General features: G+C 56.2%; 19 protein-coding genes. 11 read left to right on the top strand and 8 right to left on the bottom strand.

Annotated features, from left to right (window positions below; genetic code table 11):
- Positions 1 to 12 precede the first annotated feature (12 nt).
- A complete protein-coding gene (locus GS632_RS03480; RefSeq protein WP_171174254.1) occupies positions 13 to 156 on the bottom strand; it encodes a hypothetical protein in 144 nt (47 codons plus the stop codon).
- A 71-nt stretch (positions 157 to 227) separates the two neighbouring features.
- A complete protein-coding gene (gap, locus tag GS632_RS03475) occupies positions 228 to 1,229 on the bottom strand; it encodes a type I glyceraldehyde-3-phosphate dehydrogenase (protein ID WP_171237515.1) in 1,002 nt (333 codons plus the stop codon).
- Positions 1,230 to 1,410: 181 nt separating this feature from the next.
- Here gap and GS632_RS03470 point away from each other — a divergent pair, with 181 nt between their 5' ends.
- Positions 1,411 to 2,373 carry a DUF808 domain-containing protein gene (locus GS632_RS03470; RefSeq protein WP_171174242.1) on the top strand — a complete coding sequence of 321 codons (963 nt, stop codon included), beginning with the start codon at positions 1,411 to 1,413 and terminating at the stop codon, positions 2,371 to 2,373.
- A gap of 56 nt (positions 2,374 to 2,429) precedes the next feature.
- Here the strand turns inward: GS632_RS03470 and tkt are convergent, their stop codons facing one another.
- Positions 2,430 to 4,454: a transketolase gene (gene tkt / locus GS632_RS03465; protein WP_171237516.1), complete on the bottom strand. Its 2,025-nt coding sequence runs from the start codon at positions 4,452 to 4,454 to the stop codon at positions 2,430 to 2,432.
- 236 nt (positions 4,455 to 4,690) lie between these two features.
- On the opposite strand from tkt, the gene GS632_RS03460 reads away from it, so the two are divergent.
- Genes GS632_RS03460 through GS632_RS03450 form a run of 3 tightly spaced genes read left to right on the top strand, consistent with a single transcriptional unit; the run spans position 4,691 to position 6,284 of the window.
- A complete protein-coding gene (locus tag GS632_RS03460; protein ID WP_171237517.1) occupies positions 4,691 to 5,545 on the top strand; it encodes a hypothetical protein in 855 nt (284 codons plus the stop codon).
- Positions 5,545 to 5,937 (top strand): cell division protein ZapA, encoded by a 393-nt coding sequence (locus GS632_RS03455; RefSeq protein ID WP_171174235.1) that lies wholly within the window; start codon positions 5,545 to 5,547, stop codon positions 5,935 to 5,937. The genes GS632_RS03460 and GS632_RS03455 overlap by 1 nt, the downstream gene beginning before the upstream one ends.
- Positions 5,937 to 6,284 (top strand): MliC family protein, encoded by a 348-nt coding sequence (locus GS632_RS03450; RefSeq protein ID WP_171237518.1) that lies wholly within the window; start codon positions 5,937 to 5,939, stop codon positions 6,282 to 6,284. The genes GS632_RS03455 and GS632_RS03450 overlap by 1 nt, the downstream gene beginning before the upstream one ends.
- A gap of 6 nt (positions 6,285 to 6,290) precedes the next feature.
- Here GS632_RS03450 and grxD read toward each other — a convergent pair whose 3' ends face one another.
- From grxD to GS632_RS03425, 5 genes are all read right to left on the bottom strand, one after another.
- The gene (gene grxD, locus GS632_RS03445; protein ID WP_171174231.1) at positions 6,291 to 6,653 is read right to left on the bottom strand and encodes a Grx4 family monothiol glutaredoxin; all 363 of its coding nucleotides are present in this window, start codon (positions 6,651 to 6,653) and stop codon (positions 6,291 to 6,293) included.
- Positions 6,654 to 6,833: 180 nt separating this feature from the next.
- Complete coding sequence (locus GS632_RS03440; RefSeq protein ID WP_039530494.1) at positions 6,834 to 7,070, bottom strand: BolA/IbaG family iron-sulfur metabolism protein; 237 nt, start codon at positions 7,068 to 7,070, stop codon at positions 6,834 to 6,836.
- A gap of 145 nt (positions 7,071 to 7,215) precedes the next feature.
- A complete protein-coding gene (gene purL, locus GS632_RS03435; RefSeq protein ID WP_171721391.1) occupies positions 7,216 to 9,375 on the bottom strand; it encodes a phosphoribosylformylglycinamidine synthase subunit PurL in 2,160 nt (719 codons plus the stop codon).
- A gap of 180 nt (positions 9,376 to 9,555) precedes the next feature.
- Entirely contained in the window at positions 9,556 to 11,796 is a 2,241-nt protein-coding gene (locus GS632_RS03430; RefSeq protein WP_171174227.1) for a mechanosensitive ion channel family protein, read from the bottom strand.
- 270 nt (positions 11,797 to 12,066) lie between these two features.
- Positions 12,067 to 12,975 carry a LysR family transcriptional regulator gene (locus GS632_RS03425; protein ID WP_171174225.1) on the bottom strand — a complete coding sequence of 303 codons (909 nt, stop codon included), beginning with the start codon at positions 12,973 to 12,975 and terminating at the stop codon, positions 12,067 to 12,069.
- Between the two features lie 169 nt (positions 12,976 to 13,144).
- Between GS632_RS03425 and GS632_RS03420 the strand changes: the two genes are divergently transcribed.
- The 7 genes from GS632_RS03420 (at position 13,145) to GS632_RS03390 (ending at position 21,241) form a co-directional block, all read left to right on the top strand.
- Positions 13,145 to 16,564: an indolepyruvate ferredoxin oxidoreductase family protein gene (locus GS632_RS03420; protein ID WP_171237521.1), complete on the top strand. Its 3,420-nt coding sequence runs from the start codon at positions 13,145 to 13,147 to the stop codon at positions 16,562 to 16,564.
- Positions 16,565 to 16,642: 78 nt separating this feature from the next.
- Positions 16,643 to 17,521 (top strand): lysophospholipid acyltransferase family protein, encoded by an 879-nt coding sequence (locus tag GS632_RS03415; RefSeq protein WP_171237522.1) that lies wholly within the window; start codon positions 16,643 to 16,645, stop codon positions 17,519 to 17,521.
- Between the two features lie 8 nt (positions 17,522 to 17,529).
- Positions 17,530 to 18,339, top strand: a complete 810-nt coding sequence (locus tag GS632_RS03410; RefSeq protein WP_171237523.1) for a glutamate racemase — start codon at positions 17,530 to 17,532, stop codon at positions 18,337 to 18,339.
- 94 nt (positions 18,340 to 18,433) lie between these two features.
- Positions 18,434 to 19,462 carry an N-acetyl-gamma-glutamyl-phosphate reductase gene (gene argC, locus GS632_RS03405; RefSeq protein WP_171174217.1) on the top strand — a complete coding sequence of 343 codons (1,029 nt, stop codon included), beginning with the start codon at positions 18,434 to 18,436 and terminating at the stop codon, positions 19,460 to 19,462.
- Positions 19,463 to 19,469: 7 nt separating this feature from the next.
- Positions 19,470 to 19,916 (top strand): cytochrome c maturation protein CcmE, encoded by a 447-nt coding sequence (gene ccmE, locus GS632_RS03400; protein WP_171089834.1) that lies wholly within the window; start codon positions 19,470 to 19,472, stop codon positions 19,914 to 19,916.
- 144 nt (positions 19,917 to 20,060) lie between these two features.
- Positions 20,061 to 20,672 carry a holin-associated N-acetylmuramidase gene (locus tag GS632_RS03395; RefSeq protein WP_171174215.1) on the top strand — a complete coding sequence of 204 codons (612 nt, stop codon included), beginning with the start codon at positions 20,061 to 20,063 and terminating at the stop codon, positions 20,670 to 20,672.
- Positions 20,663 to 21,241, top strand: a complete 579-nt coding sequence (locus tag GS632_RS03390) for a holin family protein (RefSeq protein WP_171237524.1) — start codon at positions 20,663 to 20,665, stop codon at positions 21,239 to 21,241. The genes GS632_RS03395 and GS632_RS03390 overlap by 10 nt, the downstream gene beginning before the upstream one ends.
- Positions 21,242 to 21,308 lie beyond the last annotated feature (67 nt).

Here is a 21,308-nt window from a genome sequence, read left to right as displayed (position 1 = left end):
GAGAAACCTCGATCAGCGCCAGAAGGCGAGCCAGTCCAAAAATTCGTAGAGCTTCTTGGCAAGGAACAGCAGGTGGTCGCCGCCGTACAGGGTCATATCCAGCATTGCGCCCCCAAGCAGTAGGATGCCGAGCCAGATGGCGATAAGATTGGTCATGGCCGTTCCGAACAAAAATGCCCGCCCAGATAACCTGAGCGGGCATTAAGGTACAAGCGAAGTCCGAATGGTCAGTTAAGACGCCCCATCGCTACGGCCACGTCGGCCATACGGACTGAGAAGCCCCATTCGTTGTCATACCAGGCCAGAACACGGACCAGGCGATTGTCTACAACGCGGGTCTGATCCGGTGCGAAGATAGAGCTTTCTTCGGTGTGGTTGAAATCTGTTGAGACCAGCGGTGCGGGCTCAAAACCTAGTACGCGCTGCATTGGGCCTTTGGCAGCTTCTTCGACGATAGCGTTGACTTCCTCGACGGTTACATCGCGCGCGGCACGGAAGGTCAGGTCAACAGCCGAGACATTCGGGGTAGGGACGCGGATCGCGGACCCGTCCAGACGGCCTTTCAGGTTTGGCAAAACTTCGCCCAACGCCTTGGCGGCTCCGGTCGAGGTCGGGATCATCGACATAGCTGCGGCGCGGGCGCGGTACAGGTCGCTGTGGCGACGGTCCAGGGTCGGCTGATCTCCAGTATAGGCGTGGATCGTGGTCATGATGCCGTTTTCGATGCCAATACCTTCGTCCAGAACTTTGGCCAGCGGGGCCAGGCAGTTGGTGGTGCAGGAACCATTTGAAACCATGTTGTCGTTTGCGGTCAGCGTGTTGTGGTTCACGCCGAAGACGATGGTCTTGTCGACATTCTTGCCAGGGGCGGACAACAGAACCTTGCCAGCGCCACGCTCAATGTGGGTTTTCGCCTTGGTGCCGTCGTTGAACTTGCCTGTGCATTCCAGAACGACGTCGCAGCCTTCCCAGTCCAGCTCGTTCATGTCGTAGGTCGAGAACATCTGCATCGGGCCGCGACCCAGATCCATCGTGTTTCCGTCAATGGAGACTTCGCGCGGGAAACGCCCGTGAACACTGTCGTATTTCAAAAGGTGCGCCGAGGTTTCCAATGGGCCGGTGGCGTTGACTTTGATCACTTCGATGTCGTTACGCCCCGAAGCGGCGATGTGCGACAGGGTGCAGCGGCCAATACGGCCAAAACCATTGATACCGACCTTGATGGTCATATGACGTCTCCAGATGCGCTTGCTTTGTGGGCCATATAGCGGCGAAATGGGAATCTCAAAAGGGCAAAAACGGCATATTTTTAAGGTGTTAGCGCAAACCTGCGCCGATTGCGCTAACGCTTGCGCTAGCTGAGAGATCAGGTAGGGTCCCGGTGCGGCAGGTGACAGGAAAGGACACGCGATGAGCGGACTGTTGGCCCTTTTGGACGATGTGGCGGGAATTGCCAAAGTGGCGGCGGCTTCGGTCGACGACGTGGTTGCGGCGGCAGGTAAGGCCGGGGCCAAGACTGCCGGGGTGATCATCGACGACGCGGCGGTCACGCCCAAATATGTTCAGGGGTTTGCGCCTGCGCGAGAGTTGCCGATCATCTGGCGCATTGCGCGCGGGTCGATTTTCAACAAGATCATATTGCTGCTGCCGGTGGCGCTGCTACTGGCCAACTTCGCGCCGTGGCTGATCACACCATTACTCATGATTGGAGGGTCTTACCTTTGTTTTGAAGGGGCCGAAAAGATATTCCACGTCTTGTTCCCGCACGGCAGCCACGCCATTGAACAGGACATGGATGTCCGTGACCCCGGTCACCTCGAGGAACAAAAGGTCAAAGGCGCGATCAAGACGGACTTTATCTTGTCGGCCGAGATCATGACGATTGCTTTGGCGGCGATCGAAGCGCCGAACCTGTGGATGCAGGCGGCGACTCTGGCCGTTGTTGGGATCGGGGTGACGGTGGCTGTTTATGGTTCTGTTGCGCTGATCGTAAAAATGGATGATGTCGGGCTTTATCTGGCGCAAAACGCACCGACCCCGATTGGTCGTGGTCTTGGCCGTGGGTTGGTCAAAGCGATGCCCGGCGTGATGAAAACCCTGTCCATTGTTGGGACAGCAGCGATGCTGTGGGTCGGCGGGTCGATTGTGATCCACGGGATGGAGGTGTTGGGCTTCGGATGGTTGGGCCATCACATCCACGATTGGGCCTACGCCATTGGTCATTCGGTTTCCGATCAATGGGTTGGCGCAGTTGAGTGGATGTCCAAGGCCACGATGGATGGCGTATTTGGTTTGGCTTGGGGATTGGTTTTGATCCCGGTGGCGACCAAAGTGATTGGGCCTTTGCTTTCGAAGAAGTCACAAACACATTGAAACCCAAATGAAAAGGGCGGCCTAAGCCGCCCTTTGCTTGATCAGATGCGTCTGTTTTACAGGCCCAGCAGTTCTTTGACTTTGGCTACGGTTGCTTCGGCGGTGATGCCGAAATGCTTGTAAAGCTCTCCTGCCGGGGCTGAAGCACCAAAGCTTGACATGCCGATGAACCCGGCTTTGGCCTCGCGACCACGCTCACCCAGAAGCCAGCGATCCCAGCCTCCGGCGCGAACGGCGGCTTCGATGCCGACGCGAACCGCACCGGCAGGCAGAACGCGTTTGCGGTAGGCTTCGTCTTGTTCAGCGAACAGTTCCATACAGGGCATCGAGACAACACGGGTTCCGATGCCCTCGGCTTCGAGCATCGCTTTGGCTTCCATCGCCAGGGACACTTCGGACCCGGTCGCGATCAGGATGGCCTGACGTTTGCCTTCGGCTTCAGCCAAGACATAAGCACCTTGTGCAACAAGGTTCTTGGTTTTGTGCTGGGTCCGCACGGTCGGAACACCCTGACGGGTCAGAGACAGGACCGAGGGGCTGTCCTTGAAGGTCAGCGCCATTTCCCAGGCTTCAGCCGTTTCGACTGTGTCGGCGGGGCGGAAGACATAGGTGTTCGGCGTCGCGCGCGAGATAGCCAGATGTTCAACCGGCTGGTGGGTCGGGCCGTCTTCGCCCAGGCCGATGGAGTCATGGGTCATCACGAAGACAGATGGGATTTTCATCAGGGCCGCCAAACGCATGGACGGGCGAGCATAGTCGGTGAAGGCCATGAATGTACCGCCATAGGGGCGGATGCCACCATGCAGCGCCATGCCGTTCATCGCAGCGGCCATGCCGTGTTCGCGAATACCGTAGTGGATGTAGCGTCCTTTGCGGTTTTCCGGCAGGAACACACCCATATCGGCCGACTTGGTGTTGTTCGAGCCGGTCAGGTCAGCCGAGCCGCCAACGGTTTCGGTCATGATCGGGTTTACGACGTTCAGAACTTTTTCCGACGAGGCGCGGGTAGCCAGCTTTGGTTGATCTTCCGAAACTTGCTTTTTGAAAGAACGAATGGCGCCAACCAGCTTTTTAGGGGCTTCAAACGCGTAGGCACGGTTGAACTCGGCCTGCTTGCGTTCAGAAAGTTGCGCGAAACGCTCTTCCCAGGCTGCTCGTTCAGCAGCACCACGTGCGCCAATGGCTTCCCACGCAGATTTAACATTGGCCGGGATTTCAAATGCGTCATGCGGCCAGCCATAGCCTTTTTTGGCGGCTTTCAACTGATCCTGATCGGTCAGAGCACCATGGCCTTTGGATGTATCCTGTGCTGCGTGACCCAAGGCGATGTGGCTTTCGCATGCGATCATGGTCGGCTTGCTGGACTTCTTCGCGTCCACAATCGCTGCGTCGATCGCATTTGGATCGTGGCCGTCAATCTCGATTACATGCCAGCCTGAGGCCGCAAAACGGCGCACCTGATCAGTGCGGTCGGCAATATCGACGGTACCGTCGATGGTGATGTTGTTGTTGTCCCAAAAGACGATTAGTTTGCTCAGTTCGTGGCGACCGGCCAGCGTGATCGCCTCTTGGCTGACGCCTTCCATCAGACAGCCGTCGCCAGCAATCACATAGGTATAGTGATCGACGACCTTCTTGCCGTAATGCGCGCGCTGAATCTCTTCGGCCATGGCAAAGCCCACGGCGTTCGAAATGCCCTGACCCAGCGGGCCGGTTGTGGTTTCAACACCTTCAATCAAAAAGTTTTCCGGGTGACCGGCGGTTTTTGCCCCCAATTGGCGGAAGTTTTTGATCTCGTTGAGGGTCACGTCAGCGTGGCCGGTGAGGTACAGCAGCGAGTAAACCAGCATCGAGCCGTGTCCGGCGGACAGGATGAACCGGTCGCGGTCCGGCCAGCTTGGGTTTGAAGCGTCGAATTTCAGGTGCTTTTCGAACAGTACGGTCGCAACATCGGCCATGCCCATGGGCATACCGGAATGGCCGGAATTGGCGGCGGCGACGGCATCAAGGGTCAGAGTGCGGATGGCCGCAGCTTTGTCCCAGTGTTCGGGGTTGGCTTTGCGCAGCGCAGTCAGGTCCACGGGCGTTGTTCCTTTGGGTTTGAAGCAGATTGCGGGCTCAATACCACTCAGTACCCAAAGTGCAAGCGGAACCGGGGTGAATCGGGCCGCACTGCATGAAGAGCGGGGCTCAAGTGTTTGAAAGCAAACAGTGGGTATTTTCTGTCGCATTCCGCTAGACTGTCTGCAGGCGGGATTCGGTTTTGATTCGGATCGCATCGAAACAGAATGAACCTTGATAAAGAGGTGACAGGGGCATGAGCCAGATAGAAGACTTACAGCACCGCATAATTGCCGCGATGGATCGTATTGGCGCGGGGGTCGAGGCATTGGGCGCTGAATCTCGGGGCACCGGGCCGGATGACGGACTTCAGACTGCGCTGGAAGATGAACGCATTGCCAATGCGCAACTTCAGGAACGGCTGAAATCTCTGAAACAGCAGCACGAAGAGCAAATGGATGGCTTACGCGCTGATCTGGAAGAGCTGCGTGCGGCACCGTCTGACGGTTCGGAAACCGACGCACTGCGCGCAGAGTTGGAAGAAGCCCGCGCCAAGATTGCCTCGGTCGAAGCTGCGCGCGCCGAGCTGGCCGAAGCCAAGGCGGCACTGGACAACAGCACCGAGTTGGACGCATTGAAAGCCGAAAACGAAGAAATGCGGGCAGAGCTTGATGGAAAGGAAGATCCCGAGCCACTGAAAGCCGAGTTGGAAGAGCTGCGTGGCATGTTGGATCAGGCTAAAGCAGTGGAGGCCGAAAACAGCCGCCTCAAGGCCGAGTTAGAAGACACGGAACGTGTCGGTGACCTGAGCGCCGAGTTGGAAATGCTGCGTGCTGAACGCGCAAGCCATGGTGCTGCAATGTCTCGTTTGGACGACGATCTTCAACGTATGCGAAAGGCAAATGAACAATTGCGCAATGCCGTTGACGAGTTGCGCGCGGCCGCAACTGAGGGCCTGACGGATGCAGAGCTTCTCAACAAGGCCACGGTCGCCGAACTTGAAGCCACGCGAGCAGCGCAAGCCTCGGACGCGGCCGAGGCGCAGGCCGTTCTTGCGCGTCTTGAGCCGTTGCTGTCGCAGGCGAAACTTGTAGAAGGTGAGGTAGAATAATGCCCGAAGTGACCATAAATATCGGCGGTCGCGGCTTTGACGTCTCGTGCAGGGACGGTGAGGAGCCCTTTCTGCATTCCGCAGCCAAAATGCTGGACGATGAAGCCCAGGTTTTGTCCGATCAGATCGGCAGGATGCCTGAATCCCGTATGCTTTTGATGGCCGGGCTCATGCTTGCCGACAAAACGGCAGCAACGGAAGACAAGGTCAAATCGCTTGAGGCAAAGTTGGCCGAGGTCGAGGCCCAGCTTCAGAACCTCAGGAACGCTCCTCCGCCGGAACCAGAACGCGTCGAAGTGGCAGTTGTTCCGCCATCTGTCACCGACACACTGGCAGAGCTGGCCGCGCGGGCAGAAGCGCTTGCGGCAGTTGTCGAGGAGAAGAAAGCCTGATGACTGTGTTGCGAAACGCCTTGTTTGCGGCTGCACTGGCTGTGCCTGCGACTTCCGCTTTGGCAGAGATTGACATACTGTCAGTCACATTCACTTGCGAAAACGGGATACCCTTGCCGGTGACCTATTTCAACGCGTCCGACGGTTCGGGTGCCGCAGCGACGATCGTGGACAATACTCTGGTTGCCATGCGCCAAGTGGAAAGCGGGTCAGGTATCCGCTATGAATCCAGCGGAGATCAAGGAACCTATATTCTGCGCTCAAAAGGCTGGAACGCATCGATCAGCTATTTGGCGGCGGGCGCCGCCAATGAGCAGGCAATTTTTCAGGACTGTTCCAGCCGATAAGCAGGCTTACGCGTTTGCTTCACGAATTTTGTCGGCTGCATCTTTGTTGTAGCCGACACCGTTTTCGTCAAACAGCGTGTCCAGCTCACCCGACAGGGTCATTTCGGTGATGATGTCGCAACCGCCAACAAATTCGCCTTTGACGTAAAGCTGAGGTACGGTCGGCCAGTCAGAGTAGTCCTTGATACCCTGACGAACTTCCTCGTCGGCCAGAACGTTCACGTCAGCGTAGTCAACGCCCATATAGTTCAGCACACCGGCCACGCGGGAGGAGAAGCCACACTGAGGCATCTCCTTGGTGCCTTTCATGTACAGCACCACGTCATTGGCTTTGACGGTTTCGTCGATCTGGGTCTTCACATCGGTCATTTCGCGTTTCCTTCAAAGATCGCGTCTTTGGCTGTCGATTACTACTTGCCGCCACGCGTGTCGTCGTTTGTTTTCTTTACTAGATTTAGGTCAGTTGCTTCTATTCCCAATGGTGGTTTTTCATTAGGATCGGGCGGTTGCCATCCACCCATTGATTTAAGCACATTCCTAAGAAATATATTATTCCGGTACTTTGGTGGTCAGCGCCAGCGCGTGCAGTTCACCATCTGGGCCGTCCATTTTGCCTTTCAAGGCCGCGTAGACAGCGCGCTGCTGCTGTACGCGGTTCTTGCCGCGAAAGCTTTCGTCCACGACCATGGCGGACATGTGAACGCCATCGCTGCCGCCAACCTGAATTTCCGCGTTGGGAAAGCTCTCGCGCAGCAGGGTTTCAATTTCGTGGGCGCTCATCGGCATGTAGGTTTACTCCTAAAGGTCTTTATCAAGATGTAGAGCGGTGGGGCGGGGCGTGCAAGATGGCACGTGCGGACAAATCCGGTAAATCCTGCGCCTTTTTAGACGCGCAGGATTTCCGTATTTGGGACGAGAAGAAGCCTGTATTTTAGGCCACTGCGGCGGCAAAGCTGGTGCGGAAGGTCTCTGTAAGCTCGGCTAGCGGTGCCTCGGAACCGCCGACCTTCACGCAATCACCTGTAAAGCGACCGACAGAGACAAGCGGTACACCGGTTTGGCCGGCTGCAATCATAAGTGCCTCTGCCTGGTCAAAGTTGCAGGCGACCAGATAGCGCGCCTGATCTTCGCCAAACAGGAATTCGGTTGGGGCTTCGTCGAGATGGACACCAACGCCAGCCGCTTCGGCCAGTTCAAAGGCGGCCAATGCAAGACCGCCATCGCCAAGGTCGGTACAGGCTTTGATCATCTCGCGGTTGGCGCGAATGAAGTCACCGTTGCGCTTTTCGGCATCCAGATCAACACGCGGCGCATCACCGTCTTCACGGTTGAACACCTCAGCCAATAGTGCGGACTGGCCCAGATGGCCCTTGGTTTCACCGATGACCAGGGCGACGTGACCCTCACGGACTTCATTGCCGATAATCTCATCTGAATGGTTCAGCAGGCCAACCGCACCGATTGTTGGGGTGGGTAGGATCGCCTGACCATCGGTTTCATTGTAAAGCGACACATTGCCCGAAACGATTGGCATATCCAACGCGCCAACGGCGGCACCGATGCCTTGAATGGCACCGACGAACTGGCCCATGATTTCGGGCTTTTCGGGGTTTCCGAAGTTCAGGTTATCGGTGGTGGCCAGAGGTTTGGCACCAACAGCGGTCAGGTTGCGATAGGCTTCGGCCACAGCTTGTTTGCCGCCTTCAACCGGGTTTGCGCGTACATAGCGCGGTGTCACGTCTGAGGTAAAGGCAAGCACCTTGTCGGTGCCGTGGACACGCACCATGCCAGCGCCCAGACCCGGTGTGCGGGCGCTGTCCGCCATCACCATGGTGTCGTACTGTTCGTACACCCACTGCTTTCCAGCGTAGTTGGGCGAAGAGAGCAGGGCGCGCAGCCCATCGATCGGGTCGATCTGAGGCACATCGGCCAATTCTTCGGCAGCAGGCGTCGGCTCCCACGGACGGTCATATTCTGGCGCGGTGGAGGAGAGCTTGGACAAGACAAGGTCCGCCTTGACTTCGCCGTTATGCATGATCAGGAAGCGGTCTTCGGCGATGGTTTCACCGACGATGGCGAAGTCTAGATCCCATTTTTCGAAAACAGCGCGGGCCTCGGCCTCAAGTTCCGGCTTGAGAACCATCAACATACGTTCCTGAGATTCCGACAGCATCATCTCATAGGCTGTCATATTCTCTTCGCGCTGGGGTACGTTTTCCAGATCGAGGCGTACGCCCAGACCACCCTTGTCACCCATTTCCACGGCAGAACAGGTCAGACCCGCCGCGCCCATATCCTGGATCGAGATCACTGCTCCGGTCCGCATCAGTTCGAGCGTCGCTTCCATCAGGCGTTTTTCGGTGAAGGGGTCGCCAACCTGTACTGTCGGGCGCTTTTCTTCGATGGTGTCGTCGAATTCAGCAGAGGCCATCGTCGCGCCGCCAACGCCGTCTCGACCGGTTTTAGCGCCCAGATAGACGACGGGCATCCCGACGCCGGACGCGGCGGAGTAGAAAATCTTGTCGCTGTCGGCCAGACCAGCAGCAAATGCGTTCACCAGACAGTTGCCGTTATAGGCCGGATGGAATCGGACTTCGCCGCCGACGCATGGCACGCCAAAACAGTTGCCATAGCCGCCGATGCCTTCGACCACGCCATTCACCAGCTGACGGGTCTTGTGGTGGTCGGGTTCGCCGAATGACAACGCGTTCATCGATGCAATGGGGCGCGCGCCCATGGTGAAGACGTCGCGAAGAATGCCACCAACGCCCGTTGCCGCACCCTGATAGGGTTCGATGTATGACGGGTGGTTATGGCTTTCCATTTTGAAAACAACAGCCTGACCGTCGCCAATATCAACAACGCCTGCGTTTTCACCAGGTCCGCAAATCACCTGAGGCCCCGATGTAGGCAGGGTGCGCAGCCATTTCTTGGACGACTTGTACGAGCAATGCTCGTTCCACATCGCGGAAAAGATGCCCAGTTCGGTAAAGGTCGGTTCACGCCCGATGATCTCGAGGATCATGTCGTATTCCTCGGGCTTGAGCCCGTGTGCAGCAATCAGATCGGGTGTGATGGCGGGCTCTTGCATCTTCTGTCCTGTGTCCAAGTGGGCCGAGATTGCGCGCCTTGTAGGGCAAGCGCGCGCGTGTGGAAAGGGTCAAGACGGCGCAGGCTGCGTCTTTCAAAGAAAAACGGAACCGACGGCGGCGCCGGTTCCGTATGAAAGCACCGAAGCTTTGGTGCAGATCGCAGGAACAAACCGCGAAGGTTACGCCTGTCCCTGGTCCTTGTTGAGTTCAGCTGCCGCGGCGGCACCAACAGCTGTTTTCTGTTCGGGGGTCAGGTTTTCAGCATCATCCAGGCCCGGGATTGCAACGCGCACCTCACGGCGGGCAAAGTCGATGCCGTTCTCCTTGAAGGCGGCCTTGACCCGGTTGAAGATTTCCTTGCGCAGGGTGAACTGCTTGCCCGGCTTTGCCATGAACTTGCCGCGGATGATCATGCCGACATCGTCAAAGTCGAACACGCCCTGAGACTTGAAGGGCTGAAGGAAACCATCCTTATGAGTTTCGTCTTCCATCATCTCGGCACCGATCTTCTTGAAGATCTTTTTGACCTTGTTGGGGTCAGTGTCGAAAGGCACGGTGAACTTCAGCTTCATGATCACCCAGTCGCGACTGAAATTGGTCAGTTTCTGAATCTCACCATAGGGAATGGTGTGAACGGGACCGCGGTGGTGGCGTAGTTGCATCGAGCGGATCGAGATTTTCTCAACCGTGCCCATTGTGCCGCCCACATCCACATACTCACCTACGCGGAAGGCATCGTCGATCAGGAAGAAAATCCCGCCCACGATATCGGCGACCAGTTTCTGTGCGCCAAAACCGATGGCCAGACCCAGAACACCGGCACCGGCCAACAGAGGTGTGATGTTGATACCCAACGCACCCAAAGCCAGAAGAACAAAGATAACGGCAATGGCTACTTGTGCAGTAACGCGTAGCAGTGGCAGAACAGTCGCCAGACGTGATCCGCCGGAACCTCCGCCTTCACCGGCTTCTTCATCCGGGCTTTGTTCGGCGGCTGTTTGTTCTTTTGCGAGGCGGCGGTTTATCCAAAGTGAAACGATTTCGTTCAGGATGTACCCGACCGCGATTATAATAAAGAACTGGATCACTTTGCTGCCGGACTCAGTTCCACCGCCTGCGATTTCCTGAAGGTCAAGGTCCCACGCATTGGCGATCATAAGAATGACCAAAACACCGGCCAGAACCCGCCCGATACGAATGTAGCTTCGCTTGGTGGACTTATAGGCGCGCTCTGCGACAGGGCCGTCGCCAAGCATAGGTGGTTGAAGGTGACGTACCAGGCCACGGATCAGCGTATCCAAAGCAGGAGCGATCAGCAGCCAGAACATGGTGACGAAGTGTGCTCCATGTGCCAGAAGGCCAAATACCACAGGGTTGTTCTGCGCTGCGAGATACTCGACCAGCAGCCAAGTGCCGGCGGAAACACCGATAGCAATGTAAGGGTAGAGCCTCGCTACCTCTTCATCAAACCGTGTACGATCAGGGTCTGAACCACGCATCATGTCGGACAATCCATCACGTGCCGTCCAGGCAATCACCGCGATGTAGATGTGAATCGCTGTATTCAGCCAGAAACCCAAACGGGATTCACCCGGTGGGACGCCGTTGATGGCGTTGAAGTCCAAAATGAACATGGTGAACCCAATCAGCAGGAATAAGCCGATCAAGTTGCGATGCAGGTAGCTCGCCCAGTGGTCGCTAACATTGACCATACGAAGATCGTGCTGTTGCGGGGCTAGAATGAAACGCGAAATGGCTGCACCCAAACGAGGGAACCAAATTAGGAAGAAAACAAATGGTGCAGCCTGCGCGATCTGAGGCTCGTCCAAAAGCCGACGCCCTACAAAAACCAGAGTGTAATAAAAGACCAGAAGGCCAAGAAACTCACCGCAAAAGCGTTTGAACAAATAGGTGGCCGCACCTCGAAGGTTTGTAGAAGCATCTCCATCAACTACTTTAAGCCATCGGCGCGTCCACAGCCCAACGATCTTCTCGGCGGCAAAACCAACCGCTAGGGCGATGAAAGTGAAGCCAAAAAGACTAACTAGCCCGCTGGACCCAAAGCTACTTCCGAAATTCGAGAATGCTTGAACCTGAGCTGAAATTAACAGAGGGATCTTTCTGATAACATCCATCCAGGACGCGGCCATGGTGCTAACGGTGTCCGAGATGGCCTGAAATATACCCTTTTCGGTCGTGCCACTTTCGGCCCGCTTTTCTGCAACAGCATCAAGCCGCTCCAACAGAATCGCGCGCACCTGGTCGTCAGACATCCGCGCAACAAGGTCGTCGACCTGTTCGGGTGTCAGATCTTCGGGAATCGTCACTGAGGACGGCGTGCTGGTGCCTTGTGCCAGAAGTGGGGTCGCTAAAAATAAAGCGGAAATGATCGCCAGCATGAGGCGGAGTGGGTGGAACATTGATTTTCCCTCGAACACGAAATTGTTTCGTTTTTTGGGGATCATATGCCTATGCGTGTATTTTTCCCAGAGCTTTCGCTGGCTAAATGCTTTTGGCCGCGCAAAAAAAAGGCCGAGCTATAAGCTCGGCCGTAGTCCAACAGGGAGGTATGAAGATGATGAGCGTTTCAGCATCACCGCCTTCGAGTGCTCATTTAGGTGTCAGTTTGTGAAGGTTCAAGGAGTTTAACCCTGTTAAGACCTCATGCCCGATATGCTATGGGTGCATATCTAGAGTTTACCCATCTGTTTCAATTGCTTGCGCTGCGCAATGATCTCATCCTGAACGAAATCACGGAACGCGCCGACGCGCTTCGAATGCCTGAGCTCTTCGGGATAGGCCAAGTATACAGGAACATCAGCGGTTTCGATGTCGGACAGTACCGGCACCAGATGCGGAAAATCCTGCGTTACATAATCAGGAAGAACCCCAATACCCAGATTGTGCAGAACGCCCTGAAGTACTCCGAAATAGTTGTTCACGGTCAGTAACGACCCTGGATTGTAGGTCATCAGGTGGCGCACCATCGCTGCGCTGGCTCCGACTTGCGGTGCTGCGGGGGTTTGGCAAATCAGTCGATGGTCTTTGATTTCGTCCAACGAATTCAACGTTCCACCATGAGCCTCGATATAGTCCTGCGTCGCGTACAGCATCATTTGCACCGTCATCAAACGCTTGCGAACCAAGTCGGCTTGACTGGGTTCTTTCATGCGAATGGCGACGTCCGCCTCACGCATAGGAAGGTCCAAAACGCGTTCTTCCAGCATCAAGTCGATGTTGAGATCGGGGTACTGCTCGTACAGTTTAGGCAGGCGCGGGGCCAGCCAGAGAGTTCCGAAGCCGAATGTGGTCGTAACCCGCAGGACGCCAAAGACCTCTTCTTCGCTGTCCCGAATGCGCGCGGCTGCAGCGTCCAGTCGTTTCGACATGGCAGATGTGGCGTCAAACAGCAATTCACCTTGTTCGGTAAGAATCAGTCCCCGCGCATGACGATGAAAAAGGGTCGCATCCAGCGATTCTTCCAATGCACGGATCTGTCTGCTCACGGCGGATTGAGACAGATTGAGCTTGTCACCCGCGTGGGTCAGGCTGCCTGCATCGGCCACTGCGTGAAATATTCTAAGCTTGTCCCAATCCATCACCGCAACTTTCGTTATCCTTTTGGATGCCTATATGAAAGAGGTGACAAGTTCCACATTCAAAGGGCGAAATCGTTACTTATCAGTGGATAAATCCTATACAGGTCAGAAATTATGACCTAAAATGCATCGAAATGAAGCACACTGATCTGACGAGGGGAGACGTCTGATGAGTCAGCCACAGATAACGTTAAACGACCGGTTTGATCTTGAGAAAAACCCCGTTCTTTTGAACGGAACTCAGGCGCTTGTCCGGTTGATGCTGATGCAGAAAGCAAGGGACCGGCAAGCGGGCCTGAACACGGCGGGCCTAGTTACCGGTTATCGAGGTTCGCCCCTTGGTGCGGTCGATCAGCAGATGATGCGCGCCCAAAAGCCGCTGGCTGAAAACGATGTGACGTTTCAGTTCGGATTGAACGAAGATCTGGCTGCAACTGCGCTTTGGGGCAGTCAGCAGGCGGGATTGCGCGCGGATGGCAAGTTCGATGGCGTTTTCGGGCTTTGGTACGGCAAAGGTCCTGGCGTTGACCGGTCCGGCGACGTTATGCGCCACGCGAACATGGCCGGAACGGCCAAACATGGCGGCGTCCTTATGGCGATGGGTGATGACCATACCGGTGAAAGCTCGACGGTTTTGCATCAGTCCGAATGGTCGCTGGTTGACATGTATATGCCGATTGTCAGCCCCGCTGGCGTTCAGGAAATTCTGGACTACGGCATATACGGCTTCGCACTCAGTCGCTTTGCTGGGGTCTGGGTCGGTTTGAAAACGATGAAAGACACAATCGAGGTCACTTCGGTTGTGGATGGCAGCCCGAACCGGATGCAGGTCGTTGTGCCTGAATTCGACATGCCGGAAGGTGGGTTGAACATTCGGTTGGGTGACACTCCGCACCTGCAGGAAACGCGCGTCATCGACTACAAAAGGTTCGCGGCCGAAACGTTTTCCCATGCCAATAAGCTCGACAAGCGGATGTGGGGCAAACCCGGTGCCAAGATCGGCTTTGTGGCTGCAGGCAAGAACTGGCTAGATCTGACACATGCTCTTTCGCTTTTGAATATCGACGAGGCCGAGGCCGAACGGCTGGGGATCACCACTTACAAGGTGGGGCAGACTTTCCCGTTGGATATGGCCGGGTTCCATGACTGGGCCGAAGGGCTGGACTTGATTGTGATCGTAGAGGAAAAGCGCAAGCTGATTGAGGTTCAGGTCAAGGAGGCCATCTTTGACGATCGGCGTGGTCGCAGGGTTTATGGCTGGTACAAAGGTGGGGCAGGGGCGCTGCACCGGGAAGAACTGTTCCCGACGCGTGGTGCGCTTGATCCGATCATGATTGCCGAAAAACTGGGCGAAATCCTGATCGAAGAGGGGCGCGAAACTGAAGGCATCAACGCCGGGCTTGCATCGTTGTCCGAAGCTCGCCGGGCCGATAACGCGCAGGAAATCGCGACAAGGCTTCCGTATTTCTGCTCGGGCTGTCCGCATAACAGTTCGACGAAAGTGCCGGATGGCAGCCGCGCCTATGCCGGTATCGGCTGTCACTACATGGTTCAGTGGATGGACCGCGAGACGACAGGTTTCACCCAAATGGGCGGTGAAGGCGCGAACTGGATTGGTGAAGCTCCGTTTTCGACCACCAAACACGTGTTCCAGAACCTTGGCGACGGCACTTATAACCATTCGGGCGTTCAGGCGATCCGGGCGGCGTTGTCGGCAGGAACGAACATCACCTTTAAAATCTTGTTCAACGACGCGGTCGCCATGACCGGTGGGCAGGACAACGAAGGCGACCTGACCGCAGAACGGATCGTTGCAGAGGTCAAAGCGATGGGGGTCCGCGAGGTCGCTCTGGTTTATGACGAAAAGGAAGACGTTAACTTCAAGGCTCTGCCAGCCAGCGTTCAGACATATGAGCGCGCGGATCTTATGCAAGTGCAGGAGAAATTCCGCGAGATCGAAGGCGTTTCGGTCATTGTCTATGTTCAGACCTGCGCGGCTGAAAAGCGCCGCCGTCGCAAACGGGGCACGTTCCCGGACCCGGACAAACGAGTGTTCATCAACACTGATGTCTGCGAAGGCTGTGGCGATTGTGGGGTGCAGTCGAACTGCGTATCGATCGTGCCGAAACAGACCGAACTGGGCCGTAAGCGAGCCATTGATCAGTCAAGTTGCAACAAGGACTTTTCCTGCCTGAACGGGTTTTGCCCCTCGTTCGTGACGCTTGAGGGCGCGAAAATCCGCAAAGAGGCAACGACCGAGATCGACCTGCCGGATTTGCCGATGCCGGAGCTTCCCGAGATCAAGGGAACGCACAACGTGGTAATTACGGGTGTTGGTGGAACAGGCGTCGTCACCCTTGGTGCAATTCTTGCTCAGGCCGCGCAGATTGATGGCAAAGGCGCGGGCATGATGGAAATGGCGGGCTTGGCACAGAAAGGTGGTGCGGTTCATATCCACTGTCGTCTGGCCAATCGCCCCGAAGATATCAGCGCGATCCGCGTTGCCACCGGTGAAGCCCACGCGCTGATCGGCGGCGATTTGGTGGTTTCCGCCGGGGCGAAGACCTTGGGCCTGACGCGCACCGGACGCACCGGCGCAGTCGTAAACAGCCATGAAACGGTCACGGGCGACTTCACACGCAATACGGAGTTTCGCATTCCAGCCGATCAGTTGGAACTGGCCTTGCAGGCGCGGCTGAAAGAAGATGTCTCATTGTTTGACGCAACCGATCTGGCGCGCGCCGTGATGGGGGATTCGATCTATTCCAACATGATGATCTTTGGCGCGACCTGGCAGCGCGGGTTGTTGCCCGTCAGCCATCAGGCGATCTTTGACGCCATTGAGTTGAACGGAACGGCGGTCGAACGAAACAAGCGTGCGTTTGATATCGGCCGCTGGGCAGTACTGCATCCAGATGAAGTGCAGTCTATTCTGTCCCCAACCGTGGCGGAGATGCCGAAAACGCTGGACCAGATCATCGAGTTCCGTGCACAGCACCTGACCGATTACCAAAGTGCGCGGCTCGCGAAACGGTATCGTAAGTTGGTCGACAGCGTTGAGGACGCTGAGGTGCGCGAAGCAGTGGCAAAGGGCTATCACAAGCTGTTGTCCTACAAGGATGAATACGAGGTTGCCCGCCTTCTGCTGACCAGTCGGGAAAAGGCGGCGGCCGAGTTTGATGGCGATTTCAAGATGACGTTTCATCTGGCGCCGCCGATTTTCGGAGGATCGGGCAGCAACGGCAGGCCCAAGAAGCGCGCATTCAGCGAATCTGTCATGGGCCCATTGAAGCTGCTGACCAAGTTGAAGGCCCTGCGCGGCACACCGTTCGATGTTTTCGGATATTCGTCCGAACGCAAGATGGAGCGCGCTTTGATCCGGCAGTACGAAAAGGACATGCGCGAAGTGTTGCCGTTATTGTCGCAGGACACGCGTGATGCGATCTCTGCCTTGGCTCGACTGCCATTGGATATCCGTGGTTTCGGACCTGTTTTGCAGGAAAACGAGGCCAAGGCAGCCAAAAGGCGCGAGGAGTTGCTGGCATCCATCCGAAGCGGCGGGCCCGAGTTGCAGGCAGCGGCGGAGTAAATCGTCACAAGGGCGTCACGATAGCTAGGCAAAATTGTTACTTACACCTATTTTGCAGGCAACAAACCGGAGACCCACATGCCATCGCGTCGTGATGCCGTTCGTGACATTTCTTATGCCCATTCTGCCGAGACCAAAGGCGGGCGAATGGTTATTAAGCTTATGGAGAATACGACTGGCCGTATGCGCCTGATCAAACGCGCCGACGGATACGAGAAAGACGTTGCCAACGGGCGCGACTTTTGGGCCGTTATGGTCGAACGCTATGGGCTGACATTGGATGTTGAGGGGGGATCGCTTGCAAACGTTCCGACGGATGGCTCCCTGATCCTGATCGCCAATCATCCCTATGGCATTCTGGATGGCCTTATGATGGGGCACATTCTGTCTGAGACACGCGGAGATTTCCGAATTCTTGCGCATCGGGTTTTTCGCAAGGCCGAGGATCTGAACCGTATCATTCTGCCTATTTCGTTTGATGAGACGAAAGAAGCGATGAAGCTGAATTTGGAGACGCGCAAAACGGCTCTCAACTATCTGGGCGAGGGCGGGGCGATTGGTATTTTCCCCGGAGGCACGGTCAGCACCGGCGTCAAGCCGTTTGCCCATCCTATGGATCCGGGTTGGCGCGGCTTTACCGCTCGGATGGTGGCAAAGTCCAATGCCACCGTGGTGCCGGTTTTCTTTGATGGGCACACGTCGCGCCTGTTCCAGATCGCAAGCCATTTGCACAACACGCTGCGCATGGGCCTGTTGATCAAAGAATTCAAAAAGCGCGTGGATACGCCTGTCAAAGTGGTGATCGGAGAGCCTATAGGGCGCGACGTTCTGGATCCATTGGGTAAGGATACGCGCAAGATGATGGATTTCCTGCGCAAAGCCACGTATGAGCTGTCTCCGAAGCCGTTGGAGTCCTATGACTACGGCTATGAATTTGAGGAACGGCATCGCGCCTGAAGGGGCTAATGGCAGTAGGTATCTTTGATTCCGGTTTGGGCGGTTTGACCGTCCTGAACGCCGCGCAGCAACGGCTGCCCGACGTGGATTTCCTGTATTTCGCGGACAGCGCACATGCGCCCTACGGTGTACGCGACGCCGAGGATATTTATCAGCTGACCCGCAAGGCCGTGCACAGTCTTTGGGGTCGCGGCTGCAATCTTGTGATTCTGGCCTGCAATACCGCAAGTGCCGCCGCGCTGCGCAGGATGCAGGAAGAGGGCGTGCCCGAGGGTAAGCGAGTGCTAGGCGTCTTTGTTCCCTTGATCGAAGCGCTGACCGAGCGGCAATGGGGCGACAACTCTCCACCACGCGAAGTGGCCGTTAAGCATGTGGCCTTGTTCGCGACGCCTGCCACTGTGTCCAGCCGCGCCTTTCAGCGGGAACTGGCATTCCGCGCGATTGGCGTGGACGTCGAAGCGCAGGCCTGTGGTGGTGTGGTTGATGCTATTGAAGATGGCGATATGATCTTGGCCGAGGCGCTGGTGCGGAGCCATGTTGATGCGTTGAAACGCAAAATGCCGGACCCGCAGGCCGCAATTCTGGGCTGTACGCATTACCCGTTGATGGCCGAGACGTTTCAGGCGGCCCTGGGTTCGGATGTTCAGGTCTTTAGCCAAGGGGATCTGGTGGCCGAAAGTCTGGCCGATTACCTGCAACGTCACCCCAACATGCTGGGCGACGGCGGCGGTGGTTTTCTGACCACGGGCAAGCCAGGGTTTGTCAGTGACCGAGCGACGCAGTTCCTCCGACGACAAATATCGTTCGAGGCGGCCTGATTTAGGTCAAGGACGCACTTCCCCGAATTTTCTAGTTCAAAGACCGTCACATCGGCGGTCGTGATATGTGACACACGTAAAGAAGAGGTCTGACATGACCCATAAAATCGCAATTCTGGGCGCTTCTGGTTACACCGGCGCTGAACTGGTGCGGCTGATCGCCGAGCACCCGAACATGGACATCGTTGCTTTGGCCGCCGAACGTAAGGCTGGGATGAGTATGACGCAGGTCTTTCCGCATCTGCGGCACATGGACTTGCCGGATCTGTGCAAGATTTCCGAGATCGATTTTTCCAATGTTGATCTGTGTTTCTGTGCTTTGCCGCACAAAACCAGCCAAGAGGTGATCCGGGACCTGCCGAAAGACTTGAAGATCATTGATTTGTCAGCGGATTTCCGGCTGCAAGACCCGGATGAATATGAGAAGTGGTATGGCAACCCGCACAGCGCTTTGGAACAGCAGGGCGAGGCCGTTTATGGCCTAACTGAGTTCTATAGGGATGAGATAAGGTCGGCGCGCTTGGTCGCCGGTACAGGCTGCAACGCCGCGACAGGGCAATATGTGCTGCGGCCGTTGATCTCGGCCGGGGTTATTGATCTTGATGACATCATTCTGGACCTGAAATGCGCAGTTTCCGGGGCCGGGCGGTCGCTCAAGGAAAACCTGCTGCACGCTGAGTTGAGTGAAGGGTACAATGCCTATGCGGTCGGCGGTGCACACCGGCATCTGGGTGAATTCGATCAGGAATTTTCGAAGCTGGCCGGGCGGACAGTGCATGTGCAATTCACACCGCATCTGGTCCCGGCTAACCGGGGCATTCTGGCAACGACCTACGTCAAGGGCGACCCGCAAAGCGTCTATGAAACGTTGGCAAAGACCTATGTGGATGAGCCTTTCATCCAGATGCTGCCGATGGGACAGGCGCCGTCGACCCACCATGTACGCGGGTCGAATTTCTGTCATATCGGTGTGGTGGCTGACCGGATCGAACGGCGCGCGATTGTGATTGCCGCGCTGGATAACCTGACAAAAGGTAGCAGTGGCCAAGCCTTGCAGAACGCCAACCTGATGTTAGGTGAAGATGAAACTGTGGGTCTGATGATGGCCCCTCTATTTCCGTGAGGACGGTATGAAAACGCTTAAGAAACGTCGTCGAGTACAAGTCATTTTGGTAGCGGTCGTTGCCTTGGTGGCATCGACGGCGTTGATTGGGTGGGCCTTGCAGGATGGCATCAATTTCTTCCGTTCGCCCAGCGAGGTAATTGCGGAGCCGCCCAAACCGACCGAGGTGTTCCGCATAGGCGGGCTTGTTGAAGAAGGCTCGATCATTCGTGGGCAGGGCGAAACCGTTCATTTTGTGGTTACGGATGGGGGGGAGAGTGTCCCGGTCTCGTTCACGGGCGTTCTGCCGGATCTGTTTACCGAGAACCAAGGCATGGTTGGCACCGGAAGCTACGTAAACGGCGTGTTTGAAGCAACTGAAATCCTTGCCAAACATGACGAAACTTACATGCCGAAAGAGGTAATGGACGCGCTGAAAGAGCAAGGTGTTTACAAAGAAGCGGAAGGCAGCTGATCGTCGGGCTTCTCGGGCAAATGTAGCCATTGAACAAAAGAATAAAGGGCGTTGCACGTGTTCAAACTGCAGCGCCCTTTGTCGTTTCTGGATGTTAACAGGTTTGTCGGACCGTTGCCGCGATTGTTAAAATTGGGGGATGTCATGCAAACGGTTCGGCAGATCGCAGAAGACATCGTTGCACGAGAAGGCGGGTTTGTGGATGATCCGGACGACCCCGGCGGTGCCACGAAATACGGTGTGACCATTCACACAATGCGACGTCTGGGATTGGATTTGACTGGCGATGGTGCTGTGGATGTTGCCGACGTGCGGTTGCTCACGCGGCAAAAAGCGGTCGACATCTTTGTTCAGCATTACTTTGATAAGCCACGTGTTTCGTCGTTGCCGAATGTGCTGCACGCTTCGGTCTTTGACATGTATGTGAACGCCGGATCTCAGGCAGTGAAAATCTTGCAACGACTTTTGCGAGACATGGGCTTCAATGTGGCAGTGGATGGCGTGATTGGTCCAAAGACCGCAGCAGCTTGTGTAAGTGCAGCCCAGCCGGACCCATCCACACTGCGGGATGCATACGGGATTGCGCGGCGGAATTACTACTTTCGTCTGGCGGATCGACGACCGGCGTTAAGAAAATATGCGCAAAGCCGGTCAGGGGGCAAAGGTGGCTGGATTAAACGCGCCGAAGAATTTCTGTCGCACCGCTATCACATGTCAGATGACGCGTTTCAAAGAAGGGTGGAAGCATGGGATTGATCTCGGGCGTCTTGGCGCTGTTGTTTGGGAATGGACGCAATGCGGTAAGAGAAACCGTTGAGCTTTACCGCGAAAACGCCGAAGCAGGCGCGCAGAGAGGAGCCGAGGTTCAAGCGCAAGCCATGTTGCAATTTGGTGGTGAATTCCAAACTGCGCAAAAAGGTTCATTTGACCGGTTTATGGATGGTGTGAATCGACTGCCACGTCCGGCTTTGGCCTTGGGGACGCTGGGGTTGTTCATCGCGGCCATGGTCGATCCGCTGTGGTTTGCGGCTAGGATGCAAGGCATGGCTTTGGTGCCGGAACCTTTATGGTGGTTGTTGGGCGTTATCGTTTCCTTTTACTTTGGAGCACGGCATCAGGTGAAGATGCAGGAGTTTCAAAGGGATATCGGTGTTTCAATGCTGCGATTGCCTGCCGTCCTGAACAATATCGAGCAGTTGCGCGCCCTGCGAGCCGACAGCCCGGGGGCTGCGGATCCTGGCCCGGATTCAGCTTTGACGCAAGACATCACGCGCCCTGATGCCAACCCTGCGCTGGAAGACTGGCGCAAGCGTCGCGGGACCTGACCCGCGACACTATGTGCCCCCGGATCTGGCGAAAGTTATTGGCCCCCGGATTGGCCCCGGAGTATAT

The organism is Ruegeria sp. HKCCD7296, from assembly GCF_013110775.1.
Lineage (GTDB): Bacteria > Pseudomonadota > Alphaproteobacteria > Rhodobacterales > Rhodobacteraceae > Ruegeria.
Note: the sequence above shows the minus strand (reverse complement) of the source record. Positions and strands in the feature narration are given on the sequence as shown.